The sequence below is a fragment of the Streptomyces sp. NPDC058373 genome (genome assembly GCF_042723275.1).
GTDB lineage: Bacteria > Actinomycetota > Actinomycetes > Streptomycetales > Streptomycetaceae > Streptomyces.
The window spans coordinates 41,507-66,674 of the sequence record NZ_JBHXJE010000036.1; the positions used below are offsets into that span (position 1 = coordinate 41,507).

A 25,168-nucleotide genomic window follows, 5' to 3' on the forward strand; every position below is an offset into this window, starting at 1 on the left:
CCGGGGCACGCGGGGGGCGCGTACAGGGGCGGTGCGGGCGGGCCCGGGGAGCGGGGTCAGCGGCCGCGCAGCCGGCGGACGAGGATGCTGGCCTCGCCGCGCGCCTCCAGGTCGGCGAGGACCACGGCGACGGCCTCGCGGACGATCCGGCCGCGGTCGACGGCGAGTCCGTGTTCGCCGCGCAGCACCAGCCGGGCGTGCTCCAGGTCCATCAGCTCCTCGGCGGAGACGTAGACGGTGATCTTCTCGTCGTGCCGCTCGCGGCCGCTGGGCCTGCGGGCGGCGTTCCGTCCGCCGCGCCGCCGCTGGGGCGCGGGCCGCTCGGCCGCCGGGCCGTCCTGGGGCGGGGTGCGGCGGCCGGGGACCGGGGCGTCGTCCTCGGGGCTGCGGGCCCGGTGCTCGCGCTCCCGGGGTGTTCCGGCCGGGGGCGCGGAGGCGCTGTGCTCGGCCGGCTCGTCGTCGCGGCCGGGGGCGCCGGTCTCCTCGCCCGCCGGGTCGCTCTCCCCCGCCGGGGAGGGCACCCGGGGCTCGCCCTGGCGGCGGGGAGTGGACGCCTGGAGTGCCGTGCCCCCCGTGGTGCGGAACAGTTCGTCGGCCCCCGGCAGACTCACTCGGCGTGACACCGGGCGAGCACCTCCCTGGCGAGCTGGCGGTAGGCGGCGGCACCGACCGAGTTCGAGGCGTAGGTCGTGATGGGCTCACCGGCGACCGTGGTCTCCGGGAAGCGGACGGTCCGGCCGATCACCGTGTGGTACACGTTGTCGTCGAACGCCTCCACCACGCGGGCGAGGACCTCGCGGCTGTGGACGGTGCGCGAGTCGTACATCGTGGCGAGGATGCCGTCGAGCTCCAGCTCCGGGTTGAGCCGCTCCTGGACCTTCTCGATGGTCTCGGTGAGCAGCGCCACACCGCGCAGCGCGAAGAACTCGCACTCCAGCGGCACGATCACCTTGTGCGCGGCGGTCAGCGCGTTCACCGTGAGCAGGCCGAGCGAGGGCTGGCAGTCGATGACGATGTAGTCGTAGTCGGCGAGCAGCGGCTTCAGCGCCCGCTGGAGCGTCGACTCGCGCGCGACCTCGGAGACCAGCTGGACCTCGGCGGCCGACAGGTCGATGTTGCTGGGAAGCAGGTCCATGTTGGGGACCGCGGTCTTCAGCAGCACCTCGTCGGCGGCCATGCCCCGCTCCATGAGCAGGTTGTAGACGGTGAGGTCCAGCTCCATCGGGTTGACCCCGAGGCCGACCGAGAGGGCGCCCTGCGGGTCGAAGTCGACCAGCAGGACCCGGCGGCCGTACTCGGCGAGCGCGGCACCGAGGTTGATGGTCGACGTGGTCTTGCCGACGCCGCCCTTCTGGTTGCACATCGCGATGATCTTCGCGGGACCGTGGTCGTTCAGCGGCCCGGGGATGGGGAAGTACGGCAGCGGGCGCCCGGTCGGGCCGATGCGCTCGCGGCGCTGGCGGGCGGCGTCCGGGGCGAGCGTGGCCGCGTACTCGGGATCGGGCTCGTATTCGGCGTCCGGGTCGTAGAAGTGGCCCTCGGGCAGTTCTGCGTCCGCGGCGAAGCGGGACGCGTCATCGCCGCTCCGGTCGCCGGCCATGGCGTTCACGTGATGGCCATCCATGCTCTGGTGTGCTGTCTGCGTCGTCTGGGGGGCCTGTCGGGCTGCGAAGGTGCGGACAGCTATGGAGCCGGCAGCCTCCGGCCCCGTGGGGTCCGAGCCCCTCGTAGGCATTCCTGGCCGGGCACCCCTGGGAGAAAATGTCGACTCATTCACAAGTCGTCTTACCTCCTTGGTGACCAGGAAACTTCTAGATAGGTCAGCGTGGCACCATGCCGACGGTTGGCGACTCTATGGCGTGTCACCGCTTCGCAGCAACACAATCCACCGGACCCGGCCGGATGTGTCGGCAACCGAACACCCCGCTGTCAAGGGCGCGGACGCGTCGCACAGGGGGCGACCGGGACATTTCCCCGGGCGTGCGAATCGGGTAAAGGGCTACGTTCACCGCGAGTTGACCCGGCATCCGGCACGCCCGGAACCCGCAGCACCACGCCCGCGGCCGGACCCTGTCCACAGGGTCCGGCCGCGGGCGTGAGATTGACGACGCGTATTGACGGGTGCGCGTCCCTGCGATCAGCCGAGGAGAGCCGAGAGCTCGGTGTGCTCCAGGCCGTGCGCCTCGGCCACCTCGCGGTAGACGACCTTGCCGTCATGGGTGTTGAGGCCCTTGGCGAGGGCGGCGTCGCGGCGCAGTGCCTCGACCCAGCCGCGGTCGGCGAGCTCCAGGATGTGCGGGAGCGTGGCGTTGGTCAGCGCGTGGGTGGAGGTGTTCGGGACGGCGCCGGGCATGTTGGCGACGCAGTAGAAGACCGAGTTGTGGACCTGGAAGGTCGGCTCGGCGTGGGTGGTCGGGTGGGAGTCCTCGAAGCAGCCGCCCTGGTCGATGGCGATGTCGACAAGGACACTTCCGGGCTTCATCCGGGAGACCAGCTCGTTGGTGACCAGCTTCGGGGCCTTGGCGCCGGGGATGAGGACGGCGCCGATGACGAGGTCGGCCTCCAGGCAGGCGCGCTCCAGCTCGAAGGAGTTGGAGACCACGGTCTGCACCTTGGTGCCGAAGACCTTGTCGGCCTCCTTGAGCTTGTTGATGTCCTTGTCCAGGAGCGTCACGTGGAAGCCCATGCCGACCGCGATCTGCGTGGCGTTCCAGCCGGAGACACCGCCGCCGATGACGACGGCCTTGCCCGCGGCGACCCCCGGGACGCCGCCCGGCAGGACACCGCGGCCGCCGGCGGCGCGCATCAGGTGGTAGGCGCCGACCTGGGGGGCGAGCCGGCCCGCGACCTCGGACATCGGGGCGAGCAGCGGCAGGCGGCGGTCGGCCGTCTCGACGGTCTCGTAGGCGATGGCCGTGGTGCCGGAGGCGAGGAGGGCGTCGGTGCAGGGACGCGAGGCCGCCAGGTGGAGGTAGGTGAAGAGGGTCTGGTCCTTGCGGAGCCGGTGGTACTCCTCCTCGATCGGCTCCTTGACCTTGAGCAGCAGGTCGGCGGCGGCCCAGACCTCGTCGGCGGTGGGCAGGATGGTGCCGCCCGCCGCCACGTACTCGGCGTCGGTGATCGACGAGCCGAGGCCGGCGCCCTGCTGGACGTGGACCTCGTGGCCGTGGCGGACCAGTTCGTGCACGCCGGCCGGAGTGATGGCCACCCGGAACTCGTTGTTCTTGACTTCGCTGGGGATGCCGACCTTCATCGTCGATCACGGTCCTTGGCTCTGATGGGGACAGGAGGGGGGATTCCCGGCCGCAGCAGGGCGTACCGGAAGACACCGCGAACGAACGCGGCCCGGCCAGTCTAATGAAGGACTTCTCCCTGTCCAGCCTTAGAAGCCACCTATCTTTTCGAGAAGCGCTACGGATTTCGCAGGTGAACGGCTCCGACTTCCTGGACTGCCCGCTCTCCGGGCCCCTCCGGCGCCTCCCCGGCCGCCGCCGGGCCGGAGGTGCCGTCGGACACATCAGGCTCCCGCGGACCGCCCGCCTCCGCGGGCAACCGGAGCTCGGTGGGCGGCTGGGCCTGCTCGGCGAGTGCGGCCACCGCCTCCTCGTCCGGATCGGCCGCGTCCGGCCGCTCCGCCGCGGACTCCGCCCCGCCGCCCTCCTCCGCCGCCAGCAGCTGTTCGGCCGCGGCGCGGTGCAGCCTGGCCGCCGCCGGGTCGCCGAGCCGCTCCAGGGTGTCGGCCAGCCGCAGCCGCAGCGCGGCCAGCAACCGGTCGTCGCCCGCCTCACGGGCCCACTGGACCGCCTCCTGGCAGGTGCGCAGCGACTCCTGCGGACGCCCCGCGTACTCCTGGACCCGGGCCTGCTCGCTCAACGCCCGTGCGCGGCCCGCCACATCCCCGCACCTGCGGTACGCGGCGACCGCCGCCCGCCACTGCCGCAGCGCCTCGCCGTACCGTCCGGCGTAGGTGTGGACGGTGCCGAGCCGGCCGTAGACACGGGCGGCGTCGGCGTGCTCGCCGCGCGCCAGCCGCTCGGTGAGGGCGCGGCCGTACCAGTCGGCGGCGCGCGGCCACTCCTCCAGGGACTGGTACGCCCCGGCCACGGATTCCATCGCCCGCCCGGCGGCCACCGCGTCGTGGGCGGTGCGGGCGGCGTCCAGCGCGGCCCGGTAGCGGCTCAGCGCCTGCCGGGTGCGGCCGGTGGAGGCGTCGAGGTCGGCGAGGTTCAGCAGCGCCGCCGCCTTCTCCCTCGGGAGCCTGCGGCGCTCGGCCACGTCCAGCACCAGCCCGTGCACCGGGTAGAGGTCGGGGGCGGCCTCGGCCGCGTCCCGGTGGGCGAGGAGCGCCCGGGCGAGGGCGGCGAGGAGGCGGCGCGCCAGGGTGTCCAACTCCCCGTCGGCGACGGCCAGCCGCGCCGAGGCGAGCAGCGCGGCACGCGAGCGCTCCAGCCAGGCGGCGGCCGCCTCGGCGGTGTCGAAGCGCAGGGCGCGCGGGAGCGCCGCGAGCGCCACCCGGGCGGGGCTGCCCTCGGGGTCGGTGACGGCGCGGCAGGAATGCAGCAGCCGGACGGTGCGCTCCAGCATCCGGGCCCGGGCCAGCTGGAGTTCGGCGGGCCGCTCGTGGTCGTCGGCGAGGTCGCGCAGGACCGGCTGGAGGCAGGTGGGCACGGTCCAGCGCGGCTCGGCACCCGGCTCCAGGCCCGGTTCGGGCCGCAGGAATCCGAGGGCGGCCAGCTCGCCCAGGATGGTGCGGACGGCCGGGAGCGAGGCTCCGGCCAGGGCGGAGGCGGTGTGCGCGTCGACCTGTCCGGCGGGGGCGAAGGCGAGCAGGCGCAGGGTGCGGGCGGCGTTGGCGGAGAGCGCGTCGTGGCTCAGCCGTGCCATCCGGGGCAGTTCGCCGGTGCCGCCGGGCCCGTCGGCGGGCGCCTGGCCGAGCCGGTGGGCCAGATCGGCCACGGAGGTCTTGGGGTGGGCCGCGAGATGCCCCCCGGCCAGGACCAGCGCGGCGGGCTGCGCGCCCAGCCGCTCGATCAGGCAGTCGGCGGCGCGCGGGTCGACGGTCAACCGGACCGCGCCCGCGTAATGCTCCAGCAGGGCGTGGGCGTCGGGGGCGTCGAGGCCGCCCAGCGCGCAGGGGCGGACGCCGGTGAGGCCGGTGAGCGGACCCCGCGAGACGGCGACGAAGAGGCTGTCGCCGGTGCCCTCGCCCTCGGGCAGGAGCGGGTCGACCTGCTCGGCACAGGCCGCGTCGTCGAGCAGGACGAGCAGGCGGCGGCCGGTGAGGGCCTGGCGCACGGCGTGGGTGAGGTCGTCGTCCCCGGCGCCGGGGACGGTACGGACGCCGAGTCCGTCGAGGAGCAGCCGGGCCGCCTCGCCCTCGGTCAGGGCGGTGCCGTCGACGGAGGTGAGGCGGGCGCGGAGGATGCCGTCGGGGTAGCGGTCGGCGAGGGTGGCGGCGAGGTGTTCGGCCAGCGCGCTGCGGCCGGAGCCGGGGGCGCCCGCGATGAGCAGGACCCGGGGGCGGGGGGCGCCGCGTCCGGCGATGGTGTCGAGCCCGGCCCGGCCGATCTCGGCGCGCAGCTCCTTCAGCTCTCTGCCGCGGCCGAAGAAGGCTGGGCGGGGCGCGCCGGGCGACGGGCTCTCACCCGGCGCCTCGGGGCCGCTGGTGCCGACGACCTGATCCGTCACGGGCCACACTCCCGTTCGCTGCGCACACGTGCCCTGCCGGGGACCTGACCGGGCGTCGACGAGCCTAGTTCACGCTCCGCAGTCGCCCGGGCGAGCGCGGCGGGATTGTCGCCCGATCGGATCAACGGATCGTCGGACCGGGCTCCTGCCTGGGCGAGGGCCCTGGGCCCTCACGGGGAAGCGGCACGGCGGCGCGTACGTCCCCGCGGTGCCGCGCCCGCCGGGCCCGCACCGGTCTCCTGCGCCGTGACGGCCGCGTACCCGGCGTCTCCGTGGATACGCGGCCGTCGTCACGAAGGCGCGGGTGACCGCGGAGCTCAGACCTCGAAGGGCCGGGCCGGCCACTCGGCCTCGGCGGGCCGGAGCGCGTCGAGGCCGCCCTCGGTGGCCCGGGCGGCGGTCAGCGCGTAGGCGGCGAGGATCAGGCAGCTGTTGTGCAGCTCCCCCGCGAGGGCCCCTTGGACCAGGTCGGGCACGGCGACGGTGGCCAGCTCCATGTCGGCCTCCTCGTCGGAGGCCGCGTACCGCTCGCCGCCGGCCGGGGAGAGCTGGCGGGCCAGGAAGATCCGCACCGCCTCGTCGCAGCCGCCGGGCGTCGGGTAGAAGTCGGTGAGCACCCGCCAGTCCTCGGCCTTCAGGTACGCCTCCTCGTACAGCTCGCGCTGGGCGGCGTGCAGCGGGTTCTCGCCGGGGACGTCGAGGAGCCCCGCCGGGATCTCCCAGAGCTTCTGCCGCACCGCGTGGCGGTACTGGCGCAGGACCACCACCCGGTCCTCGTCGTCGAGGGCGAGGATGGCGACCGATCCGGGGTGGACCTGGTAGTCGCGGCTGGCGGTGGAGCCGTCCGGCATCCGGACGGTGTCGGTGCGCATGGCGGTCTTGGCGCCCCGGAACGGGGTGACGCTCTCGGTGACCGGCCAGTGTGCGGGGGTGTCGATGAGGCGCCCGTCGCGAGGCGGCGCGGTGCTGTCGGTGGTGTGGGAGGTGCCCATGTGCCGTGTTCCGTTCGCGCGTCGTCCGGTCGGTCGGCGCGGTGGTGCGGCAACGCGCCGGGGCACGGACCGCGTCGGTCCGTGCCCCGGCAACGTTAGCGCTCCCCCGCGGCGCGCTTACGCCTGCTCCGCAGCGCCCACCTTTCGGGCGACGGCGGCCTTGACCAGCCCGGCGAAGAGCGGGTGGGGCCGGGTCGGCCGGGAGCGGAGCTCCGGGTGGGCCTGGGTGGCGACCAGGAAGGGGTGGACCTCGCGCGGGTACTCGACGTACTCGACGAGCTTGCCGTCCGGGGAGAGGCCGGAGAACTGCAGCTGGGCCTTCTTCTCCAGTTCCGCGCGGTAGGCGTTGTTCACCTCGTAGCGGTGGCGGTGGCGCTCCTCGACGTACTCCTTGCCGTCGTACGCCTCGCGGACCAGGGAGCCCTCGGCGAGCTTCGCCGGGTACATGCCGAGCCGCATGGTGCCGCCGAGGTCGCCCTCGCCGGCGACGATGTCGAGCTGCTCGGCCATGGTGGAGATGACCGGGTGGGCGGTGGCCGGGTCGAACTCGGTGGAGTTGGCGTCGGCGATGCCGGTCAGGTTGCGGGCCGCCTCGATGACGATGCACTGCAGGCCCAGGCAGAGGCCGAGCAGCGGGACGCCCTCCTTGCGGGCGAAGGCGATGGCGCCGACCTTGCCGTCGACGCCCCGCTCCCCGAAGCCGCCGGGGATGCAGATGGCGTCGGCGTCGCCGAGGTGCTCGCGGGCCCCGGCCTCGGTGCGGCAGTCGTCGGAGGTGACCCACTTGACCTTGACGCGGGCGCGGTTGGCGAAGCCGCCGGCGCGCAGCGCCTCGGTCACCGACAGGTAGGCGTCGGGCAGGTCGATGTACTTGCCGACCAGGGCGACGGTGACCTCGTGGTCGGGGTTGTGGACGCGGTCCAGCAGGTCGTCCCAGGTGGTCCAGTCGACGTCCCGGAAGGGCAGGTCGAGCTTGCGGACGACGTAGGCGTCCAGGCCCTCGGTGTGCAGCACCTTGGGGATGTCGTAGATCGACTTGGCGTCGACGCAGGCCACCACGGCGTTGTCGTCGACGTCGCACATGAGGGAGACCTTGCGCTTGATCGACGCCGGGACCTCGCGGTCGGCGCGCAGCACGATCGCGTCGGGCTGGATGCCGATGTTGCGCAGCGCGGCGACCGAGTGCTGGGTCGGCTTGGTCTTCAGCTCGCCGGAGGGGCCGATGTAGGGCAGCAGCGAGATGTGGACGACGAAGACGTTGTCCCGGCCGACCTCGTGGCGGACCTGGCGGACGGTCTCCAGGAAGGGCAGCGACTCGATGTCGCCGACGGTGCCGCCGACCTCGGTGATGACCACGTCGACGTCGTCGGTGGCCATCCGCCGGATGCGGTGCTTGATCTCGTTGGTGATGTGCGGGATGACCTGCACGGTGTCACCGAGGTACTCGCCGCGCCGCTCCTTGGCGATGACGGTGGAGTAGACCTGGCCGGTGGTGACGTTGGCCGAGCCGTCGAGGTCGACGTCGAGGAATCGCTCGTAGTGACCGATGTCGAGGTCGGTCTCGGCGCCGTCGTTGGTGACGAAGACCTCACCGTGCTGGAACGGGTTCATCGTTCCGGGGTCGACGTTCAGGTAGGGGTCGAGCTTCTGCATCGTGACCCGCAGACCCCGCGCCTTGAGCAGCGCACCCAGGCTGGAGGCGGTCAGGCCCTTGCCAAGCGAGGAGGCGACACCCCCGGTGACGAAGATGTGCTTGGTCGTCGAGGATGTCGAGGATCGAGTTGGCATGGCCAAGAGGGGGCTCCCGTGGTCGCGTGTCGAAATGCTGAGGCGTCGGGTCCGAGGGGTGTACCTGGGTGCCGTCGCTGCGGTTGCGGGGGCCTCGGATCGCTCGGAGATGCCCACCGTCTCCACGGGCTACCAGCGTAACAGCGACCGGGGGAGACTTCTTCCGGCCACCGTTCGTCACCTCCGGCGACCCTGGGTGAGGCGTTCCGGAGGGTTCAGTTCCGAGTGCGCGCGGGTGGCCGCGGACCGTTCGGGGTGAGTTCCGACCGGTCCTGCGGATGGGGGCGCGCACACCGGGGAAGGCGGGTTACCGTCGTCGGAACGACTCATTCCTCGATCGCCCGTACGGTGTTCCCGTGTTGCCCCGTCCGGCGGGCGGATCTTGGGTGTGCGTCGTATCCTGCTCGGACATTCGCCGCCGAGCAGAGTCGGGCGCGTGGCGCCCCACAAGGGTGGTGGCGGGCCGACAGGGTGGGACGGCACACGGTACGACCAGGTCCGTCGCCCGCTGAGGACAGCTCGGCACCATTCCTTTGACCGCAGAGCAAGCGTCCCCGCCGAGGGGGCGACATGGCCGTTCGACTGGAGATGCACGTGGCCGGGCGCATCGAGGACTACGCACTCATCGGAGACATGCAGACCGCCGCCCTGGTCTGCCGGGACGGCACAGTCGACTGGCTGTGCCTGCCCCGCTTCGACTCCCCGGCGATCTTCGCCGGACTGCTCGGCACCGAGGAGCACGGCTTCTGGAGACTGGGGCCGACCCACTCCGACGACGAGGAGCCCCCCACCGCCACCCGGCGCCGCTATCGCGGAGACTCGCTGGTCCTGGAGTCGGAGTGGGAAACGTCGCGCGGTTCCGTCCGCGTGACCGATTTCATGCCCCCGCGCGACGGCGCCCCGCAGCTCGTCCGCATCGTGGAGGGCCTCAGCGGCCGCGTCCAGATGCGCTCGGCACTGCGCATGCGCTTCTCGTACGGCCGGGTCGTGCCGTGGGTGCACCGGATCGGCGAGCGGCTGGTGGCGGTCGCCGGGCCCGACTCGGTCTGGTTCGACTCCACCACCGAGACGCACGGCGAGGATCTGACGACCTACTCGGACTTCACCGTCTCCCCCGGTGAGCGGGTTGCCTTCACCGTCTCCTGGGAGCCGTCCCACCACAGCCCTCCGGCCGTCCCGGAGCCCGAGGTGGCGCTGGCCAACACCGAGGAGTTCTGGAGCGACTGGGTCGCCCAGTGCACGTACCACGGCCCCTACCGGGAGGCCGTGGTCCGCTCCCTGATCACGCTGAAGGCGCTGACCTACGCCCCGACCGGCGGCATCGTCGCCGCGCCGACCACCTCCCTCCCCGAGGAGATCGGTGGCGTCCGCAACTGGGACTACCGCTTCACCTGGCTGCGCGACGCGGCGATCACCCTCTCCTCGCTGCTGCGCACCGGCTACCGCGACGAGGCCCGCGCCTGGCGCGAGTGGCTGCTGCGCGCGGTCGCGGGCGACCCGGAGAACCTCCAGATCATGTACGGCATCGCCGGCGAGCGGGAGCTCGGCGAATCCGAACTCGACTGGCTCCCCGGCTACGAGAACTCGACCCCGGTCCGGGTCGGCAACGGCGCCGCCGACCAGCTCCAGCTCGACGTCTACGGCGAGGTCACCGAGGCGCTGCACCTGGCGCACATGACGGGGCTGGCCCGCAACGACTACGCCTCGCTGCTCCAGCTCAAGCTGATCCGCTACCTGGAGACGCACTGGACGGAACCGGACGAGGGCATCTGGGAGGTGCGCGGCCCGCGCCGCCACTTCGTCCACTCCAAGGTGATGGCCTGGGTCGCCGTCGACCGCACCATCCGTCTCATCGAGGCGGGCGACGCCGACGGCCCGGTGGAGCGCTGGCGCGAGCTGCGCGACGACATCCACCGGGACGTCTGCGAGAAGGGGTACGACCCCGAGCGCAACACCTTCACCCAGTCGTACGGCTCCCAGGAGCTGGACGCCTCGCTGCTGCTGATCCCGCAGGTCGGCTTCCTGCCGCCGGACGACAAGCGGGTCATCGGCACCGTCGAGGCCATCCAGCGGGAGCTCTCGACACCCGACGGCTTCGTGCTGCGCTACCCGACCAGCGCGGGCGAGGACCCGAGCCTGGACGGCCTGGCCGGTGAGGAGGGCGCCTTCCTGGCCTGCTCCTTCTGGCTCGCCGACGACCTGGCGATGATCGGCCGGGTGGACGAGGCCCGCAAGCTCTTCGAGAAGCTCCTCGCCCTCCGCAACGACCTCGGCCTCCTCGCCGAGGAGTGGGACCCGATCAGCCAGCGCCAGGTCGGCAACTTCCCGCAGGCCTTCTCCCACGTCCCCCTCATCGACACCGCCCTGCGCCTCACGGCGTCGGGAGCGTACGGGGGCTGACCCCCGCCCGCCTCACCCCGCCGCCCCGGCCGCACCGCTCATGGTGCGACCGGGGCGGTGGCGTGTGCGGCCGGGAGCGGGCCCGGGGTCCACGCGGTGCAGCAGGGCGGGGCCCCCGTGGTGCCGGGCGACCCAGGCCCGGTCGAGCCCGCTGATCTCGTCGTCCACCCAGGCGAACGGCCTGCCGGCCGCCGACTCGGCCAGCGCCCGCGTCTTCCGGTGCAGGCGGTCGCCGGCGTCGTCCAGCGGCGCTTCGGGCAGCTCGGCCACCGGCCACCGGGGCAGACCGAGCAGCGGGGCGATCACCTCGTCGGCGTCCTGCCGCCACGCGGTGGCCCGGCCCGGGGCGCACGGCAGCTCCAGCAGCCGGGGGCCGTGCGCCCGGTCGAGCTTGGCCGGCTGCGGCTTGGAGGCGTGCTGCCAGGCGGCCCACTCCCCCAGGTCGGCGGGGAGGCGCGCCCCTCCGTAGGGAAGCAGGGTGCCGTCGACGTCCAGGAAGAGCAGGGGGAGCTCTGCGCGGGCGGTCATGGCGGGAGGCTACGGGCGCCACGCCGGCCGCGGCCGGGGTTTCCGGGGAACCCGCCGGGGCCGGGACTTGGCGCGGGGTGGGTGGGCCGCGGCTTTCCGTCGTACTGCTTCGGCGCCCCGCTCGGGCGCCCCCCCGGTCGGCACGGCCCGCACTTGCCCTCGCCGTCGCCGTACGGGGCGGCGCGGCGCGGCTGCCGGGGTACCCCTCCGGGTGAATCCGGAGTGTGGTCCGCGCCGGTCATGTGCCCCGCGTACACCCGGCGCCCGTCGGCCGGAGGCCTCGGCTTCCGGCACGTCCGAGGCGGACCGTGGCAGCCGCCGGAACGCCGCCCCGTATGACGCACCTCACACTCCTGCGGCTCTGCGTCCGCCCAGCCGTCCCGAACAGCCTCAGCGGAGCCGGAGTTGCGGCCGGTTCGCCCCGCTCTCGCCCCGGGGGGCCGGCTCCCGCACCGCCCCGGCGGGCAGTAGCGTCCGCATCCATGGAGAAGCAGGGCGGAATCACCGTGCGCGGAGCGCTCGAACTGCCGGGGCTGCGCGGAGGCCTCCCCGAGGTGGTGACCGGCGAGGACCAGCTCGACCGGACGGTGCGCTGGGTGCACGCCGGGGAGGCACCCAACCTTCCCGCACTCCTCAAGGGCGGGGAGCTGCTGCTCACCACCGGCCTCGGAATCGGCACCCGCCCCGCCGACCAGCGGGCCTTCGTGCGCAGGCTCGCCGAGCGGGGCATCGCCGCCCTCGTGGTCGAGCTGGGCCCGCGCTTCCCGCGCCTGCCCGCCGCCCTGGTCGACACCGCTCGCGCGGCCGGGCTGCCGCTGGTGCAGCTCCACCGCGAGGTGCCCTTCGTGACCGTGACGGAGCAGGTCCACACGGAGATCGTCAACGGTCACTACGCCCTTCTCCAGCAGGCCGAGGAGATCCACCGGCGCTGCACCCGCGCCCTGCTCGACGGCGGCGGCGTACCGCAGGTGCTGCGCACCCTCGCCGAGTTCGCCGCCGAGCCGGTCTTCCTGGAGACCGCCGACGGCCGCCTCCTCTACGCGGCGGCGCCACCCGGCGCCGCCCGGCCCGACCCGCTCCAGGTCTGGGAGGGCCTGCGGGCCGGCCGCACCGCCGACCGGGACCGCACGCCGTCGGGGGCGGTCGTGGTGGACGTGCCGGGCGGTTCGACGGCGCCGGGCTCGGCGGGGTCGGTCCGGGCCCGGCTCGTGCTGTTGCCGGTGACGGGTGTGCTGCTGCCGGTGCACCGGATCGCCGCGGAGCGGGCCTGCGGCATCCTCGCGGTCGTCCTCATGCAGGCCCGCCAGGAGGAGGAGCTGGCCGCCCGCGGGCGCGGCGACTTCCTCCACGACCTGGCCGAGGGCCGGATCGCGCCCGAGGAGGCACCCGCCCAGGCCCGCGTCCTGGGCTTCCGGCCGGGTGACGGCCCGATGCTGCCCGTCGTGATGCGGCTCGCCGACCCGCCGGAGGGGCTCACGCCGGGCGGCGGCTGGGCGGTCCTGGTCCGCGCCGTCGCCGAGGAGCTGGCCGCCCTGGGGGTGCCCGCGCTGCTCGGCGTCCGTCCCGTGGAAGGGCGGGTCCCGGTCCTGGCGGGCCTGCGCTCCGAGGGCGAGCGCACCGCCGTCGCCGGGCGCGTGGCCGCCGCCCTGCGGGCCGGGCTGGAGCGCACCGGCCTCGCCGCCTCCCCGGCCGAGGGCGCCGCGGGGCGGCCCGGGCCCGTCGTGGTGGTGGGCGGGGCGGGCGGCTGGGCCGCCGCGGCAGCCGGGCTGCGGCACGCGGCGCAGACGGCGACGGCCGCGCAGGGGCTGCCCGACCAGCCCTGGTACGACGCCCGGCGGCTCGACATCGACCTGCTGCTGTGGCGGCTGCGCGACCACCCTGACCTCGCGGCGTTCGTGGGCCGCGCGATCGGCCCGCTCCGCGACCACGACCGCCGGGCGAAGCCGCCCCTGCTGCCGACCCTCACCGCCTACCTGGCCCACGCGGGCCGCAAGGCGGAGACCGCCCGCGAGCTCCACCTGAACCGCCAGACCCTGTACAACCGCCTCGCCCGCATCGCCGAACTCCTCGGCACCGACCTCGACGACCCCCACACCGTCCTCGCCCTGAGCCTGGCCTTGCGCGCCCGCAGGCACGTGCCGTGAGGACTGGGCTGCGCCCATTCGGTCCGTCCACGAGGGTGCTCGATGTCCCCGTCGCCGTGGGCCCGGCCACGGCCGAACTGTCGGGCGGCCAAGCCGGGCGGTCGGACTGGTCCCTGGGGAGCGAAGAGGGCCAGGCGTCGCGCCATCGCCACGGCTCAATCGCCGCGGCCCGCTCAGGCCAGGGGCCACAACGATGTCATGGCCCGCGACCGCCGTACCGGCGACGGCGCGGCGGGACCCCGTCCAGGTGCGCCCGAGCACGTCAGCCAGCCGCTCCGAGCTTCTCAGACGCCGAGCGCCTGGCGCGGAGCGCGTCCGCGGAGAGGGAGAACCCTGGCTCGGCGAAAAGTCCGGCAAGCTCCCCGGTGCTGCTCGACTTCCCTGGGCCCGACATGCCGTACGGAAGAGACCATCAACCCGCCGGCCACCGGCGGTCCAGGCCCGGCCCCGGCTCAGGGACCGACACGCGGACCCGTCAGCTCGTCGTAGACGCTGAGCACCTGGGCGACCGTCTCGTCCCCGGTCGGCCAGGTCGCCGCCTGCCGCAGACCCCGCCGGGCCAGCGCCCGCCGCTCGGGTCCGTCGGCCAGCAGCCGGAGCGCGGTCGCGGCGAGCGCGACGGGATCGCCGTACGGCACCAGCGCCGCCCCGTCCCCGACCAGCTCGGGGATACCGCCCACCCGGCTGGCGACCAGGGGCACCCCGGCCGTCAGGGCCTGCTGCGCCAGGACCGACCGCGCCTCCCAGCGGCTCGGCAGCACCACCAGATCGGCCGCGGCGATCAGCTCGGCGGCGTCGCGCCGCCTGCCGAGGAGGCGTACGGGCAGCTCCTCGTCCCAGATGCGGGCCTGGAGGGCGCCGCGCTCCGGCCCCTCCCCCGCGATCACCAGCAGCGGCGGCGTGCCGACCCGGGCCCAGTCGCGTGCCGCGTCAAGGAGGGTGCCGTATCCCCGGTGCCGCTCCAACGAGCCCACCGCCACCAGCAGGGGCCGGCCCACCGCACCCAGCTCCGCCCGAGTCTTGTGGCGTCGGGCCTCCGCGTCGGCCGGGTCCGCCCGGAGCGCGGGGAACGCCACGGGCGCGTAACGGGCGTCGCGCGCCCCCCGTCGCCGAGCCCTCCGCACCAGGTCCGAAGAGGGGGCGAGCACCACCGCAGCGGCCCTGGCCACCCGTTTCTCCAGCAACCGCAGCAACGGGACGCGGGCCCCCTCGGCGTACGCCCGCGTGTGCCAGGTGACGACGAGCGGAGTCCGCAGCCCACTGAGGGCCAGAGCGGCGCGCATACCGGCGTGCAGCCCGTGCGCGTGCACCAGGTCCGCGTCGGCGCACGCCCCGCGCAACGAGGCCAGCGCCGCCGGATCGCTGCTACGGGCGACGGGAAGGTGCTGCGCCCCGGCGCCCCCGAAATCCTGGACCCGGTCGACCGCGGGCGGCGCACACACCGCGACCCGCACCCCACGCGCCGTCAGCCCCGCCGCCAGCGAACGCACATGCGCGCTGCTGCCCGCACTGCCCCCGCCGAGCACCTGGACGATACGCAGCGGCTGCTGCCCGAGGGCTGACGACTGGCTGCTCACGTGGCCGGTACTCCCGGTTCGGCGGATGGGGACGACGTGCGGACCTCAGGCCCCACACCCCGTCAAGAATGCCAGCCCGCACGGGCGTTCCGGCACCTGGACCCTGACCGGGGGCCGCCCGCGCAGCATGAGGACGCGGGCATGCCCTGGCGAGATCACCCGCATGGGGGAGCCTCCAGCGCATCCATCGAGGTCCCGACGGGGGAGGAAGCGCCGAAGGGCTCACGGAGCAGCGCCTGCCCGACAGCCCGCCGAGCCCCGCCGCGGACGCAGACCGCGCCGGGGCTGCTTCGGCCGCCCGGTCAGCAGGCCTCGCCGGTCTTGGCCGCGTAGAACGTCACCTTCGTCTCCAGCGGGTGCTTGCCGGGTCCAGGCTCCTGCGAGCACACCGTCCAGTTGCGGTCCACCACCTGGAGCCGCCCGAGGCCCGAAGCGTCTTGCTCGTCCAGCAGGGAGAACCCCGCCGCCTGAGCCGAATCCTAGAGCCGCCCCTCCCCGTGCGCCGCCGCGAGCAGCTCCTCCGCGTGCGCCCGCGCCGACTCCGAGTCCTCCTGGCCTGCCAGCATCCGGGACAGCTCCCGGACGCGGTCCTCGCCCTCCAGCACCTTCACGCCGCTGCGCGTGACCGAGCCGTCATTGGTCTTCTCGACCAGCAGCTGCCGGTCGGCGAAGGCCGCGACCTGCGGCAGGTGGGTGACGACCACGACCTGCGCCGACCGCGCGAGCCGGGCGAGCCTGCGGCCCACCTCGACCGCCGCCTTCCCGCCGACCCCGGCGTCGACCTCGTCGAAGAGGTAGGTGGGGACCGGGTCCGACCCGGCGAAGACCACCTCGACCGCGAGCATCACCCGCGACAGCTCACCGCCGGAAGCGCCCTTGGCGATGGGCCGGGGCGGCGCCCCGGGGTGCGGGGCGAGCAGCAGCTCGACCTCGTCGACACCGGTCGGCCCGTAGGCGAGGAAGCGGCCGCCCACCTCGATGCCGTCGCCGTCCGGCGCCACCTCGGTGTCCCGGATGTCGAAACTGACCCGGGCGTGCGGCATGGCGAGGGAGGCGAGTTCCGTGGTGACGTCCTCGGCGAAGCGCTCGGCGGAGTCGCGCCTGGCCTCCGTCAGCCGCCGGGCGAGCTCCCCCAGCTCGGCGCGTACCGCGTCGCGTTCGGCGGTCAGCTCACCGATCCGGTCGTCGTCGCCGTCCAGTTCGGCGAGGCGGGCGGCGCTCTGCTCGGCCCAGGCGAGGACGGCGTCGATGTCCTCGCCGTACTTCCTGGTCAACTGGGTGAGCGCGGCCCGCCGCTCCTCGACGGTGGCGAGCCGGAGCGGGTCGGCGTCCAGGTTGTCGGCGTATCCGGCGAGTTCGCCCGCGACGTCGCCGAGGAGGATGGCCACCTCGCCGAGCCGGTCGGCCATGGCCGCCAGCCGCGGATCGTGGGCCCGTACCGCTTCCAGCGCGCGCTGCGCCCCGGAGACGAGGGTGCTCGCGTCGGCGCTCTCCAGGTCCTCGGGGTTGCCGGCCAGGGCGGTGTGCCCGGTGGCGGCGGCGGCCGCCAGTGCCTCGGCGTGGCCCAGCCGCTCGGCCTCGGCGGCCAGTTCGGTGTCCTCGCCGGGGAGCGGCTCCACGGCGGAGATCTCCTCCAGGCCGAACCGCAGCAGGTCGGCCTCCTGGGCCCGTTCCCGCGCCCGCGTCGTGATCTCGTCCAGCTCGGCGACGACGGCCCGCAGCCGCCGGTACCCCTCGCCGTACGCGGCCAACGGCACCGAGACCGCCTCCCCCGCGTACCGGTCGAGGGCCTGGCGCTGGCGCCCCGGCTTCAGCAGGCCCTGCTGGTCGGTCTGGCCGTGGACGGCCACCAGCTCGTCGGCGAGTTCGGCGAGCAGGCCGACCGGCACCGACCGGCCGCCGAGATGGGCGCGCGAACGCCCCTCTGCGGAGACGGTCCGGCTGATCAGCAGCGCCCCGTCGTCCAGCTCCGCGCCCGCCTCCTCGGCCCGGGCGAGCACCGGCGCGTCCGGGGGCAGCGCGAGCCGCCCCTCGACCACCGCGGACTTGGCGCCGATCCGGACCAGCGCCGCGTCGGCGCGTCCCCCCAGCAGCAGCCCCAGGCTCGTGACGACCATGGTCTTGCCCGCGCCGGTCTCGCCGGTCACGGCGGTGAACCCGGGCGACAACTCGACGACGGCGTCGTCGATGACCCCGAGCGACCGTATCCGCATCTCCTCCAACACGCTCACGACCATACGAGGTTTCCGCGCCGCCGTGCGACGCCGCCCCCGCCCACGCGCCCCCCGCACCACCGACGAGGGGCCCGCGCGCGGCACCGGAAGCGGTACGGGATCAACGTGGCGCGCCCCGCCAGCCGGAGACGGGGAGGGCGAACTTCGCCACCAGCCGGTCGGTGAACGAGGCGTGGTGCAGCCTGGCCAGCCGTACCGGAACCGCTCCCCGGCGGACCTCCACCCGCGCGCCGGGCGGCAGCTCGACCGTGCGGCGGCCGTCGCACCACAGCACGCCGTGAGGAGTGTTGTGCTGCACCTCGACGGCAAGCACCGAATCGGGTGACGTCACGAGTGGCTTGGCGAACAGGGCGTGGGCGCTGATCGGCACCATCAGCAGCGCCTCCACCTCCGGCCAGACCACGGGCCCGCCGGCCGAGAAGGCGTACGCCGTCGATCCGGTGGGGGTGGCGCAGACGATGCCGTCGCAGCCGAAGCCGGTGACCGGGCGGCCGTCGATCTCCAGGACGACTTCGAGGATGCGCTCGGGCGACACCTTCTGCACGGCGGCCTCGTTCAGCGCCCAGTCGGTGTGGACGACGCTGCCGTTGTTGTGCACGGCCACGTCGACCGTCATCCGCTCCTCCACCTCGTAGGAGCGGCTCACCACCCGGTCGACCACCCGGTCCAGGTCGTCCCGCTCCGCTTCGGCGAGGAAGCCGACGCGGCCGAGATTGACGCCGAGCATCGGCACCCCGGAGGCCCGGGCGAACTCCGCGCCGCGCAGCAGGGTGCCGTCGCCGCCCAGCACGATCAGCAGCTCGCAGCCGTCGAGCGCCGCCGGGATGGCCTCGTCGATCAGCTTCACCTCGGGGGGAAGCGGCAGGTCGGCCGCCTCCGTGCGCAGCACCCGCACACCCAGGCCGGACCTGAGCAGGCCCTGCACCACGAGTTCGGCGCTGCGGATCGCGGCCGGGCGGCCGGTGTGGGCGAGCAGGAAGACCGTCCGCTCCTCCCCGGCGCCCGGCCCGCCCGGTCCTTCGGCGCCCCCTGTACCCGCCGTGTCCTCCACGGTCACCTCGGCCCCTCCCTCACTGCGCGGTCGACATCTGCCGGATCGAGCGCGGGCGCCCCGGCCCGCAGCCACAGAAAGTACTCGACGTTCCCGGACGGGCCGGGCAACGGGCTCGCCGTCACCCCGAGCACACCGAGCCCGAGTTCCGCGGCCCGCTCGGCGACGGTACGCACCGCCTCCGCCCGCAACTGGGTGCTGCGCACGACGCCGCCACTGCCCAGCCGCTCCCTGCCCACCTCGAACTGCGGCTTCACCATCAGCACGAGATCGGCGTCGGGGCGGGTGCAGGCGACGAGGGCGGGCAGGACGAGCCCGAGGGGGATGAACGACAGGTCGCCGACGACCAGGTCGACCGGCTCCCCGTCGATCGCGTCCAGGGTCAGCTCGCGCACGTTGGTGCGGTCCTTGACCACCACCCGCTCGTCGCTCTGCAGGGACCAGGCCAGCTGCCCGTACCCCACGTCCACCGCGACCACCTGTGCGGCGCCGGCCCGCAGCAGTACATCGGTGAATCCGCCGGTGGAGGCGCCCGCGTCGAGCGCCCTACGGCCCCGCACGGTGAGGCCGCGCGGCACGAACGCCTCGAAGGCCCCGGCCAGCTTGTGACCGCCCCGCGACACGTAGTCGGGGTCCTGCTCGTCGGTGGCGACCACGACCGCCGCCGAGGTCGCCACCTGGGTGGCGGGCTTCGTCGCGGTGTTGCCTCCGACGGTCACCCGCCCGGCGGCGATCAACTGGCTCGCGTGCTCCCGGGAACGCGCGAGTTTACGGCGCACCAGCTCGGCGTCGAGGCGGCGGCGGGCCACTCCTGCCACGGTCGGTTCAGCTCCTGAGGTCGTACGGAATCAGAGGGCGCGGTCCGCGGAGCCGTCAGGCCGGGCGGGCGGGGGGCGCCGAGGGCCCCGGGGATGCGTCGAGCGCGTCCAGCGCCGCCCGCAGTCCTTGGTGTACATCCTCGTACACGGCGAGGTGACCGTCGGTCGCGAGGTGGTCCACGTCGCCGAGCCGCACCAGCGCCCCGTCCACCTGCCGCTCCCCGGTCTCCTCGCGCACCAGCCCCAGCGGTGCGGGCCCGGCAGGAACCAGCGCCCCGTCCCCGGGCGCACCACCGGGCTCGCCTAGGGTCTCGCGGGACGCGTCGGCCCCCTGCTCGGCGGGGCGGGTGCCGTGCGCCTGCCCGTGCTCCTCCGTGCCGTCGTCCATGCCCCGACGCTACCGCGTCCCCCTGCGGTAACGTCGGCGCCGATGGCAACGACGCAAGAGTGCCGCGCGGCACTGGACAGGCTCTCCGGCCAACTGGCCACCGCCTCAGCCAAGGTCCGCTCCGCCGCGGCCCTCGACCGCTCGGTGAGCTGCCACCTGGGGGACCTCGACGTCACCTTCGCCGGGCGGCTCCGCTCCGGCGGCATCGAGGTGAGCGACACCCTCGCCGGACCGCACCCCGGCCCGGAACGCTCCGACGGCCACCGGCAGAAGGCAGCCATCCGGCTGACGATGACCAGCGACGACCTGGTCGCCCTGGTCGACGGCGAGCTGAACTTCGCCCACGCCTGGGCCACCCGCCGCCTCACCCTGAACGCGGGCTTCCGCGACCTGCTCACCCTCCGAAAGCTCCTCTGACGAAACGGCGCGACACGACAGGCGCGACCGCTCGGGGCGGGCCGGAGACGGGGAGGCCCGAGGCCCTCCCGATCAGGCATCGCCCCTCCCGTCGAGCCGGTCGGCCCGAGCCCTCGGAGCGCTACCACCCCAGCCGCGCCAGCACCTTCCGCGTGTCCAGCTCGCACCGCCCCGCACCGGCGGCGGTCCAGGCGGCCCCGCAGAGCGCCCTCAACCCGTCCAGCGGATCACCGTCCCCCTCGACGACGGCCTCTCCCCCGACGACCCGCGCGTGTGTCCCGCCGCACCGGAACCCCTCGCCGTCCGCCTCCACAGCGGGCTGCCCGGTCAGCAGGCCCCGCAGGTCCGCGTCGACGAACGTCGGCCGGTGCGCCGGCTCGGCCGCGAGCAGCTCCGCCGGTCCGGTGACCCCGGTCAGCACCAGGAGCGAGTCGACGCCGCCGTTGAACGCCCCCTCGATGTCCGTGTCCAACCGGTCGCCCACGACCAGCGGTCGCTCCGCCCCCGTCCGCAGGACCGTCTCGCGGTGCATGGGCGGCAACGGCTTTCCCGCCACCTGCGGGTCGGCACCGGTCGCGATCCGCACGACCTCGACGGCGGCACCGTTGCCCGGCGCGATACCCCGCCCGCTGGGAATAGTCAGATCCGTGTTCGACGCGAACCACGGCACCCCCCGGGCCACGGCGTACGCCGCCTCCGCGAGCCGCCCCCAGGGCATGTCCGGGCCGCCGTACCCCTGTGCGACCGCCGCCGGTTCGTCGTCCGCCGACTCGACCGGCACCAGGCCGCGCTCCCGCAGAGCGACCCGCAGCCCCTCGCCGCCGACGACCAGGACCCGGGCGCCCTCCGGCACCTGCTCGGCGATGAGCCGTGCCACCGCCTGCGCGGAGTTGATGACCTCCCCGGCCTCGGTCGGGATCCCCAACTCCGTGAGGTGCCGGGCCACCGTGTCCGGGGTACGGAGGGCGTTGTTGGTCACGTAGGCGAGCTTCATCCCTGTCTCCCCGGCCGCCGCCAGGGAGTCGACTGCATACGCGATGGCGTCGCCGCCCGCGTACACCACCCCGTCGAGGTCCAGCAGGGCCGTGTCGTACTGCTCGCTCAGGGGCCGCACGGCGCCCAACGGGGCTGTACGGGGGGTGTCGCTCATCGTGCGTCCGCTCCTTCGTCGCTGCCTTCCCCCCGATCATCGCGCATCCTGGCGGGGCGCATAGCATGCACCAATGAGCACAGCCGGGCCCACCCCACACGGACTGCACCTGGAGCCTTTCCAGGGCACCCGCTACCGCCTGGACAGGGTGGACAGCCTCGCCGCGGTGACCTCGCCTCCGTACGACGTCGTGGTCCGCCCGGACGGCCTCCTCCACCTGGAGTCGGCCGACCCCCACAACATCGTCCGGCTGATCCTCCCGCAGGCCGACACCCGCGAGGGCGCGGACCGCCGCGCCGCCGACACACTGGCGCAGTGGCTCGCCTCGGGCATCCTCGCCCGGGACGAGGAGCCCGCCCTGTACGTCTACGAACAGCGCGAGGGCGACCTCCTCCAGCGCGGGGTCATCGGCAGCCTCCGCCTGTCCGATCCGGCGGAAGGCGTCGTTCTGCCGCACGAGGACGTCATGCCGCACATCGTCGAGGAACGCGCGGCACTCCTTCGGGCCACCGCCGCCAACCTGGAGCCCCTGCTGCTCAGCTACCGGAGCCACCCCGGCTCCAGCGCCACCGCGGACGTCATCGACCGGACGGTCCTCCTTCCTCCTCTTCTCTCGACCACCACCGAGGACGGGCTCTGCCACCGGCTGTGGTCGGTCACGGACCCCACCGAGATCGGCGCCGTCCAGCGGGACCTGAGTGGGCACCAGGCCTTGATCGCCGACGGCCACCACCGCTGGGCCACCTCACTGCGGGTACGCGCGGAGCACCCGTCCCCCAGCCCGTGGGACTACGGGCTGGTCCTGCTGGTCGACACCGCACGCCACCCGCTCCAGGTGCGCGCCATCCACCGCCTCCTGCACCACCTCTCTCCCTCGTCAGCCCTGGCGGCCCTAGCCGGCACCTTCCGCGTCCGCCGTGTCGAGGGCCCCCTGGCGGCGGCCATGGAGGCCCTCTCGAAGGCGTCGGCGGAAGGTACGGCCTTCCTCCTCGCGGGGGACGGCTTCCATCTGGTCGACCGCCCGGATCAGGCGCTCCTCGACAGCACCGTCCCCAGCGACCGGCCCGAGCTCTGGCGAACCCTCGACGCGACCGTCCTGCACTCCACACTCATCGACCACCTGTGGCAGATCCCGGACTCCTCGCAGCACATCGCGTACATCCACGACACCGCCGCCGCCGTCGAGCAGGCGGAACGCAACGGTGGAACAGCGGTGCTGATGCATCCCGTGCAGGAGGAAGTGGTCCGCGACCTGGCCAGGCAGGGCGTCATGATGCCTCGCAAGTCCACTTCCTTCGGCCCGAAACCCGCCACAGGTCTCGTCTTCCGCACCCTCCTCCCTTAGCTCTCGCTCCCGGCCCCGCCTTTGACGGTGCGCAACCGTCCGATCACAGCCTGTGTATATGCCGAACGGGCGGGACTCCTTCCGGAGTTCCCGCCCGTTCGACTCATTCTTCTATTTTTTCCGCGAAGGATCAGCCCTGGTCAGAGCCGTTTTCGCGCGGCTCGCGGTCGGCGGGTGCCTCGTCCTGCGCCTCGCGCGGGTCGCTCACCTCAGCCGAGCCGGGACGCTCGTCCTCGCCCCTGCCCTCGTCGTCCGCCACCGCGTCGACATCGGCGTCGGCGTCGGCGTCGGCCTCCGCCTCGACCTCAGCGGTCACGGGAGTGGGCTCGGCAGACACGTCCGCGCCGGGGCCGTTGCCAGGCGTCTCCTCGTCCCCGGACTCGTCGAGCGCGTCCACGAACTCCACCCCGTCGAGTTCCGCGAGGCGGTCGGAAGCGTCCGTGGCACCGTCCTTGTCGGACTCCGCCGCCTTGGCGAACCACTCACGTGCCTCGTCCTCGCGGCCGGCGGCCAGCAGCGCGTCCGCGTAGGCGTACCGGAGCCGAGCCGTCCACGGCTGGACCGAGTTCGAGGCGAGTTCCGGGCTCTGCAGCGTCACGATCGCGGCGTCGAGCTGGTCCATGTCACGGCGAGCGCCGGCGGCGACCAGGCGCATCTCGACCTGGCCGGCCTTGTCGAGGCGTCGCACCTCGGGCTCACCGGCCATCGCCAGCGCCCGCTCGGGACGCCCCATGCCCCGCTCGCAGTCGGCCATGACAGGCCACAGCTCCGCGCTGCCCGTCATACGCCGGGCCGCACGGAACTCGGCGAGCGCCTCCGAGTACTTCTGGTTGGCGTACGCCGCGAACCCGGCGGCTTCCCGCACCGCGGCGACACGCGAGGCGAGCCGCAGAGCGATCCGCGCGTACGCGTACGCCTCCTCCGGCTCCTCGTCGATGAGGCGCGCGACCATCACCAGGTTCCGGGCGACATCGTCCGCGAGCGTCTTCGGCAGGCTCAGCAGCTCCTGGCGCACGTCCTTGTCGATCTCGTCGCCCGTGACGTCCTCCGGGATCGGCAGCCGCTTGATCGGCTCGCGCTCACGGTCGTCGTCCCGCCCGCGGTAGCCACCGCTGCGGTCGTCGCGCCCGCGGTAGCCGCCTCGGTTGTCACGGTCGTCACGCCGGAAACCGGGGCGCCCGCCGTCGCGGTCACCACGTCCCTGGTACCCGCCGCCACGCCGGTCCCCACCGCGGTCGTCGCGGCGGAAGCCGCCGCGGTCGCCGCCGCGGTCGTCGCGTCGGAAGCCGGGACGGTCGCCGCCACGGTCGTCGCGTCGGAAGCCGGGACGGTCTCCGCCACGGTCGTCACGACGGTCGTTGTCGCGGCGGAAGCCCCCACGGTCACCGTCACGACGGTCGTTGTCACGGCGGAAGCCGGGACGGTCGCCGCCACGGTCGTCACGGCGGTCGTCGCGGCGGAAAGCCGGGCGATCCCCGCCCCGGTCGTCGCGGCGGAAACCACCACGCTCTCCCCGGTCGCGGTCGTCCCTACGGGGACCGTCGTTGCGGTCGTCACGCCGGAACGGCGGACGCCCACCACGGTCATCCCGGTCGTCACGGCGGAAACCACCACGGTCACCACGGTCGTCACGACGGAAGCCGGGACGGTCACTGCCACGGTCGTCACGACGGTCGTTGTCGCGACGGAACCCACCGCGGTCACCGTCACGACGGTCATCACGACGGTCGTTGTCACGCCGGAAACCAGGACGGTCCCCACCGCGGTCATCGCGTCGGAACCCGCCGCGGTCTCCACCGCGATCGTCGCGGCGGAAGCCGGGACGGTCGCCGCCACGGTCGTCGCGTCGGAAGCCGGGACGGTCTCCGCCACGGTCGTCACGACGGTCGTTGTCGCGGCGGAAGCCCCCACGGTCACCGTCACGACGGTCGTTGTCACGGCGGAAGCCGGGACGGTCGCCGCCACGGTCGTCACGGCGGTCGTTGTCGCGGCGGAAAGCCGGGCGATCCCCGCCCCGGTCGTCGCGGCGGAAGCCACCACGCTCTCCCCGGTCGCGGTCGTCCCTACGGGGACCGTCGTTGCGGTCGTCACGCCGGAACGGCGGACGCCCACCACGGTCATCCCGGTCGTCACGGCGGAAACCACCACGGTCACCACGGTCGTCACGGCGGAAGCCGGGGCGGTCACTGCCACGGTCGTCACGACGGTCGTTGTCGCGACGGAACCCACCGCGGTCACCGTCACGACGGTCATCACGACGGTCGTTGTCACGCCGGAAACCAGGACGGTCCCCGCCACGATCGTCGCGCCTGCCCGAGCCGGCCCGGTCGTTGTCGCGACGCGGCCCGCCGCGGTACCCGCCTCGGTCGCCGCCTCCTTGCCGACGCTGGTCGCGCTCCGGCCGGTCGTCGGAAGAGTTGGTGGACATCCGTGACTCCTGTCTTCGGTACCGCAAGTCATTCTCGCGCAACCAGTGTTCCGGCGCGCTCCGGGAAAACAAAAAAGGACCTGTGGTCCCAGCATGAACGCTGGGACCACAGGTCCTCAAAAATTGTTCGGCGGCGTCCTACTCTCCCACAGGGTCCCCCCTGCAGTACCATCGGCGCTGTAAGGCTTAGCTTCCGGGTTCGGAATGTAACCGGGCGTTT

General features: G+C 74.0%; 18 protein-coding genes, 1 rRNA gene and 1 pseudogene. 4 read left to right on the forward strand and 16 right to left on the reverse strand.

What is annotated here, in order from left to right:
• Positions 1 to 56: 56 nt before the first annotated feature.
• From ACFWMZ_RS20345 to ACFWMZ_RS20370, 6 genes are all read right to left on the reverse strand, one after another.
• A complete protein-coding gene (locus ACFWMZ_RS20345) occupies positions 57 to 623 on the reverse strand; it encodes a hypothetical protein (protein ID WP_383183362.1) in 567 nt (188 codons plus the stop codon).
• On the reverse strand, positions 608 to 1,735 hold the full coding sequence (locus ACFWMZ_RS20350; protein ID WP_383183364.1) for a ParA family protein: 1,128 nt from the start codon (positions 1,733 to 1,735) through the stop codon (positions 608 to 610). Before ACFWMZ_RS20350 ends, ACFWMZ_RS20345 begins: the two co-directional genes overlap by 16 nt.
• Positions 1,736 to 2,137: 402 nt before the next feature.
• Positions 2,138 to 3,253: an alanine dehydrogenase gene (ald, locus tag ACFWMZ_RS20355; protein WP_383183366.1), complete on the reverse strand. Its 1,116-nt coding sequence runs from the start codon at positions 3,251 to 3,253 to the stop codon at positions 2,138 to 2,140.
• A gap of 158 nt (positions 3,254 to 3,411) precedes the next feature.
• The gene (locus ACFWMZ_RS20360) at positions 3,412 to 5,688 is read right to left on the reverse strand and encodes a tetratricopeptide repeat protein (RefSeq protein ID WP_383203224.1); all 2,277 of its coding nucleotides are present in this window, start codon (positions 5,686 to 5,688) and stop codon (positions 3,412 to 3,414) included.
• A 317-nt stretch (positions 5,689 to 6,005) separates the two neighbouring features.
• Complete coding sequence (locus tag ACFWMZ_RS20365; RefSeq protein ID WP_383203227.1) at positions 6,006 to 6,680, reverse strand: NUDIX domain-containing protein; 675 nt, start codon at positions 6,678 to 6,680, stop codon at positions 6,006 to 6,008.
• A 117-nt stretch (positions 6,681 to 6,797) separates the two neighbouring features.
• On the reverse strand, positions 6,798 to 8,468 hold the full coding sequence (locus tag ACFWMZ_RS20370; RefSeq protein ID WP_383183372.1) for a CTP synthase: 1,671 nt from the start codon (positions 8,466 to 8,468) through the stop codon (positions 6,798 to 6,800).
• A gap of 570 nt (positions 8,469 to 9,038) precedes the next feature.
• Between ACFWMZ_RS20370 and ACFWMZ_RS20375 the strand changes: the two genes are divergently transcribed.
• Positions 9,039 to 10,868 carry a glycoside hydrolase family 15 protein gene (locus tag ACFWMZ_RS20375; RefSeq protein ID WP_383183374.1) on the forward strand — a complete coding sequence of 610 codons (1,830 nt, stop codon included), beginning with the start codon at positions 9,039 to 9,041 and terminating at the stop codon, positions 10,866 to 10,868.
• Positions 10,869 to 10,880: 12 nt separating this feature from the next.
• Here ACFWMZ_RS20375 and ACFWMZ_RS20380 read toward each other — a convergent pair whose 3' ends face one another.
• On the reverse strand, positions 10,881 to 11,396 hold the full coding sequence (locus ACFWMZ_RS20380; protein ID WP_383183376.1) for a hypothetical protein: 516 nt from the start codon (positions 11,394 to 11,396) through the stop codon (positions 10,881 to 10,883).
• Between the two features lie 482 nt (positions 11,397 to 11,878).
• Here ACFWMZ_RS20380 and ACFWMZ_RS20385 point away from each other — a divergent pair, with 482 nt between their 5' ends.
• Positions 11,879 to 13,540, forward strand: a complete 1,662-nt coding sequence (locus ACFWMZ_RS20385) for a PucR family transcriptional regulator (protein ID WP_383203230.1) — start codon at positions 11,879 to 11,881, stop codon at positions 13,538 to 13,540.
• Positions 13,541 to 13,992: 452 nt separating this feature from the next.
• Here the strand turns inward: ACFWMZ_RS20385 and ACFWMZ_RS20390 are convergent, their stop codons facing one another.
• The 5 genes from ACFWMZ_RS20390 to ACFWMZ_RS20410 all read right to left on the reverse strand — a co-directional run bounded on the left by ACFWMZ_RS20390 (position 13,993) and on the right by ACFWMZ_RS20410 (position 19,608).
• The gene (locus ACFWMZ_RS20390; RefSeq protein WP_383183380.1) at positions 13,993 to 15,117 is read right to left on the reverse strand and encodes a glycosyltransferase family 4 protein; all 1,125 of its coding nucleotides are present in this window, start codon (positions 15,115 to 15,117) and stop codon (positions 13,993 to 13,995) included.
• A gap of 479 nt (positions 15,118 to 15,596) precedes the next feature.
• Positions 15,597 to 17,354 (reverse strand): DNA repair protein RecN, encoded by a 1,758-nt coding sequence (gene recN, locus ACFWMZ_RS20395; protein ID WP_383183382.1) that lies wholly within the window; start codon positions 17,352 to 17,354, stop codon positions 15,597 to 15,599.
• Between the two features lie 97 nt (positions 17,355 to 17,451).
• A complete protein-coding gene (locus ACFWMZ_RS20400) occupies positions 17,452 to 18,402 on the reverse strand; it encodes an NAD kinase (RefSeq protein WP_383183393.1) in 951 nt (316 codons plus the stop codon).
• Between the two features lie 2 nt (positions 18,403 to 18,404).
• On the reverse strand, positions 18,405 to 19,220 hold the full coding sequence (locus ACFWMZ_RS20405) for a TlyA family RNA methyltransferase (protein ID WP_383183384.1): 816 nt from the start codon (positions 19,218 to 19,220) through the stop codon (positions 18,405 to 18,407).
• Positions 19,221 to 19,275: 55 nt separating this feature from the next.
• The gene (locus tag ACFWMZ_RS20410) at positions 19,276 to 19,608 is read right to left on the reverse strand and encodes a hypothetical protein (RefSeq protein ID WP_383183386.1); all 333 of its coding nucleotides are present in this window, start codon (positions 19,606 to 19,608) and stop codon (positions 19,276 to 19,278) included.
• A 42-nt stretch (positions 19,609 to 19,650) separates the two neighbouring features.
• Between ACFWMZ_RS20410 and ACFWMZ_RS20415 the strand changes: the two genes are divergently transcribed.
• On the forward strand, positions 19,651 to 20,025 hold the full coding sequence (locus tag ACFWMZ_RS20415; protein ID WP_383203233.1) for a sterol-binding protein: 375 nt from the start codon (positions 19,651 to 19,653) through the stop codon (positions 20,023 to 20,025).
• 121 nt (positions 20,026 to 20,146) lie between these two features.
• Here the strand turns inward: ACFWMZ_RS20415 and ACFWMZ_RS20420 are convergent, their stop codons facing one another.
• On the reverse strand, positions 20,147 to 21,175 hold the full coding sequence (locus tag ACFWMZ_RS20420; RefSeq protein WP_383183389.1) for an HAD hydrolase-like protein: 1,029 nt from the start codon (positions 21,173 to 21,175) through the stop codon (positions 20,147 to 20,149).
• Positions 21,176 to 21,248: 73 nt separating this feature from the next.
• Here ACFWMZ_RS20420 and ACFWMZ_RS20425 point away from each other — a divergent pair, with 73 nt between their 5' ends.
• On the forward strand, positions 21,249 to 22,520 hold the full coding sequence (locus tag ACFWMZ_RS20425; protein ID WP_383183392.1) for a DUF1015 family protein: 1,272 nt from the start codon (positions 21,249 to 21,251) through the stop codon (positions 22,518 to 22,520).
• A 130-nt stretch (positions 22,521 to 22,650) separates the two neighbouring features.
• Here the strand turns inward: ACFWMZ_RS20425 and ACFWMZ_RS20430 are convergent, their stop codons facing one another.
• From ACFWMZ_RS20430 to rrf, 3 genes and pseudogenes are all read right to left on the reverse strand, one after another.
• Positions 22,651 to 23,535 carry a hypothetical protein gene (locus tag ACFWMZ_RS20430; protein WP_383183395.1) on the reverse strand — a complete coding sequence of 295 codons (885 nt, stop codon included), beginning with the start codon at positions 23,533 to 23,535 and terminating at the stop codon, positions 22,651 to 22,653.
• 357 nt (positions 23,536 to 23,892) lie between these two features.
• Positions 23,893 to 24,948, reverse strand: a pseudogene (locus ACFWMZ_RS20435) (hypothetical protein); the annotation flags it as partial.
• 125 nt (positions 24,949 to 25,073) lie between these two features.
• Positions 25,074 to 25,168, reverse strand: a 5S ribosomal RNA gene (gene rrf / locus ACFWMZ_RS20440); the annotation flags it as partial.

What these genes read in the sequence shown, in the direction of transcription:
- ACFWMZ_RS20375 (WP_383183374.1), top strand. Translation starts at nt 9,039, where the DNA reads ATGGCCGTTCGACTGGAGATGCACGTGGCCGGGCGCATCGAGGACTAC.
- ACFWMZ_RS20410 (WP_383183386.1), bottom strand. Translation starts at nt 19,608, where the DNA reads ATGGACGACGGCACGGAGGAGCACGGGCAGGCGCACGGCACCCGCCCC.
- ACFWMZ_RS20350 (WP_383183364.1), bottom strand. Translation starts at nt 1,735, where the DNA reads ATGCCTACGAGGGGCTCGGACCCCACGGGGCCGGAGGCTGCCGGCTCC.
- ACFWMZ_RS20385 (WP_383203230.1), top strand. Translation starts at nt 11,879, where the DNA reads ATGGAGAAGCAGGGCGGAATCACCGTGCGCGGAGCGCTCGAACTGCCG.
- ACFWMZ_RS20415 (WP_383203233.1), top strand. Translation starts at nt 19,651, where the DNA reads ATGGCAACGACGCAAGAGTGCCGCGCGGCACTGGACAGGCTCTCCGGC.
- recN (WP_383183382.1), bottom strand. Translation starts at nt 17,354, where the DNA reads ATGGTCGTGAGCGTGTTGGAGGAGATGCGGATACGGTCGCTCGGGGTC.
- ACFWMZ_RS20420 (WP_383183389.1), bottom strand. Translation starts at nt 21,175, where the DNA reads ATGAGCGACACCCCCCGTACAGCCCCGTTGGGCGCCGTGCGGCCCCTG.
- ACFWMZ_RS20370 (WP_383183372.1), bottom strand. Translation starts at nt 8,468, where the DNA reads ATGCCAACTCGATCCTCGACATCCTCGACGACCAAGCACATCTTCGTC.
- ald (WP_383183366.1), bottom strand. Translation starts at nt 3,253, where the DNA reads ATGAAGGTCGGCATCCCCAGCGAAGTCAAGAACAACGAGTTCCGGGTG.
- ACFWMZ_RS20365 (WP_383203227.1), bottom strand. Translation starts at nt 6,680, where the DNA reads ATGGGCACCTCCCACACCACCGACAGCACCGCGCCGCCTCGCGACGGG.
- ACFWMZ_RS20425 (WP_383183392.1), top strand. Translation starts at nt 21,249, where the DNA reads ATGAGCACAGCCGGGCCCACCCCACACGGACTGCACCTGGAGCCTTTC.
- ACFWMZ_RS20380 (WP_383183376.1), bottom strand. Translation starts at nt 11,396, where the DNA reads ATGACCGCCCGCGCAGAGCTCCCCCTGCTCTTCCTGGACGTCGACGGC.